Below are 2632 nucleotides of genomic sequence, written 5' to 3'. Positions count from 1 at the left end.
TGCACCAGGAAGTCGAGCAGATGCTCGAGCAGAACCCCTTCCTGGAAACCGAGGAAGAGCATGTGCCGGCCTTCGAGCAATCGCTCGAGCGCCCGGCCGCCAGCAGCAGCGCCGACGACGGCGACTACACCGGCAGCAGCAGCACCGAAACCGGCGCCGCCGCCGACGGTGACGGCGCCGAGGCGCCCGGCGTCGACAGCGCCGACTTCGGCACCACCGAGCGCGACGACTGGGAAAACGGCACCGAGCGCGACGACTTCGACGGCATCCGCGAAACGCCCTCGGCCAGCAGCAGCAGCCACAACGACAGCGACGACTTCGAGCCGCAGGAGCGCGGCGGCGGCGGCATCACGCTGCAGGAGCATCTGCGCGCGCAGATGGCCGGCATGCGGCTGGAGCCGGCCGACGCCGCCGCGCTGCATGTGCTCATCGAATCGCTGAACGAAGACGGCTACCTGGCCGACCCGCTGTCCGAGATCGCGGCCCAGCTGGCCGGCGATGCCGACCTGGAGCAGCAGGAAGAGCTGCTGGAGCGGCTGCAATGCGCGCTCAAGTGGCTGCAAAGCCTGGAGCCGCTGGGCGTGGGCGCGCGCGACCTGCCCGAATGCCTGGTGCTGCAGCTCAAGGCGCTGCCGCGCAGCGAGGCACAGGCGGTGGCCATCATCGTGTGCAAGCAGCACCTGGAGCTGCTGGCCCGCCGCGACCTGAAGAAGCTGATCGCCGCCACCGGCGCCGACGAGGAGCTGCTGAAGGCCGCGCAGGAACTGATCCGCCGTTGCGAGCCCAAGCCCGGCCGGCCCTTCGCGCGGGCCGAGGCCAACATCATCATTCCGGACGTGATCGTGCAGCGCAACGGCCGCGGCTGGAAGGTGGTGCTCAACCCCGACGTGATGCCCAAGCTGCGCATCAACGACCTGTATGCGCAGGCCATCCGCGGCAACCGCGGCCAGAACGGCAACGGCGCGCTGGGCGCGCGGCTGCAGGAAGCGCGCTGGTTCATGAAGAACATCCAGCAGCGCTTCGACACCATCCTGCGGGTGTCCAGCGCCATCGTCGAGCGGCAGAAGAACTTCTTCACCCATGGCGAGATCGCGATGAAGCCGCTGGTGCTGCGCGAGATCGCCGACGAGCTGGGCCTGCACGAGTCCACCATCTCGCGCGTGACCACCGCCAAGTACATGGCCACGATGTTCGGCACCTTCGAGCTGAAGTACTTCTTCGGCTCGTCGCTCAACACCGATGCCGGCGGCAATGCCTCCAGCACCGCGGTGCGTGCGCTCATCAAGCAGCTGGTGGCGGCCGAGGACGCGGCCAAGCCGCTGTCGGACAGCCAGCTCAGCCAGATGCTGGAAGAACAAGGCATCCAGGTGGCGCGCCGCACCGTCGCCAAGTACCGTGAAGCCCTGAAGATCGCGCCGGCCAACCTGCGCAAGGCGATGTAGATGCCCCAGATTGCCCTGTTCCTGCCTTGCGCCGCCGGCGTCGAGGACCTGCTGGCCGAAGAGTGCCGGCGCCTGCTGGGCGACAAGGCCCGCATCAACACCAGCCGTGGCGGCGCCACCGTGTGGGGCGATGAGCGCGCCGCCATGCGCCTGAACCTGGGCTGCCGCCTGGCGCAGCGCGTGCTGTGGCCGGTGGCCCATGGGTCCTACCACGACGAGCATGAGCTGTACGAGCTGGCGCGCACCGTGCGCTGGGGCGAGTGGATCACGCCGCGGCAGACGCTGCGGGTGGACAGCACCGCCCAACGCTCGCCGCTGCGCAGCCTGAACTTCGCCAACCTGCGCATCAAGGACGCGGTGTGCGACGACCTTCGCGAAGCCACCGGCGAACGCCCCAGCGTCGATACCCGCTGGCCCGACCTGCCGCTGGCGCTGCACCTCACTGCCACCCATGCCACGCTGTACGTGGACCTGTCGGGCGAAGCCTTGTTCAAGCGCGGCTGGCGTGAAGCCAAGGGCGAGGCGCCGCTGAAGGAAACCCTGGCCGCCGCGATGCTGGCCGCCGCCGGCTGGCAGGGCCGGGCCGAGGACGGCCCGCTGTTCGACCCCTGCTGCGGCGCCGGCACCATCGCCATCGAGGCGGCGCAGATCGCCTGCGGCATCGCGCCGGGGCTGCAGCGCCGCTTCGCGTTCGAGAAGCTGCTGCCCTTCCGCCCGCACCTGAACGCCTGGCGGCAGATGCTCAGCGACGCCGAGGCCGCGGTGCATGCGCCACAGGTGCCCATCTTCGCGGGCGACGTGTCCTTCCGCATGACCGACTTCGCCACCCGCAATGCCGAGCGGGCGGGCGTGCTGCATGCGATCGACTTCAAGACCGCCGATGCGCTGCAGCGGCCCGCGCCGGCCGAAGGCGGCGTGCTGATGATGAACCCGCCTTATGGCGAGCGCATCGATGCCAAGGGCACCGGCCAGGGCGCAGGCCAGGCCTTCGAGGGCGGCGGCAGCCCGGCCGAGTTCTATGCCAAGCTGGCCGCCCACTGGAAGCGCCAGTTCCCGGGCTGGACGGCCTGGGTGCTGAGCCCCGACATGAAGCTGCCGTCGATGATGCGGCTGAAGGAAAGCCGCCGCGTGCCGATGTGGAACGGGCCGATCGAATGCCGGCTGTTCCGGTTCGATCTGGTGGCGGGGTC

2 protein-coding genes are annotated in these 2632 nt (G+C 69.8%); both read left to right on the top strand.

The window, feature by feature from the left end:
* Positions 1 to 1442: RNA polymerase factor sigma-54 (rpoN, locus tag ABNT58_RS13705; protein ID WP_348754025.1), on the top strand; the 1442-nt coding region annotated here is incomplete at its 5' end.
* Positions 1443 to 2632 (top strand): THUMP domain-containing protein (locus tag ABNT58_RS13700; RefSeq protein ID WP_348754024.1); only part of this gene is annotated, 1190 nt, incomplete at its 3' end.

The organism is uncultured Aquincola sp., from assembly GCF_964001545.1.
Lineage (GTDB): Bacteria > Pseudomonadota > Gammaproteobacteria > Burkholderiales > Burkholderiaceae_C > Aquincola.
The sequence above is the reverse complement of the archived record's forward strand: the minus strand, read 5'-3'. Positions and strand labels throughout refer to the sequence as shown.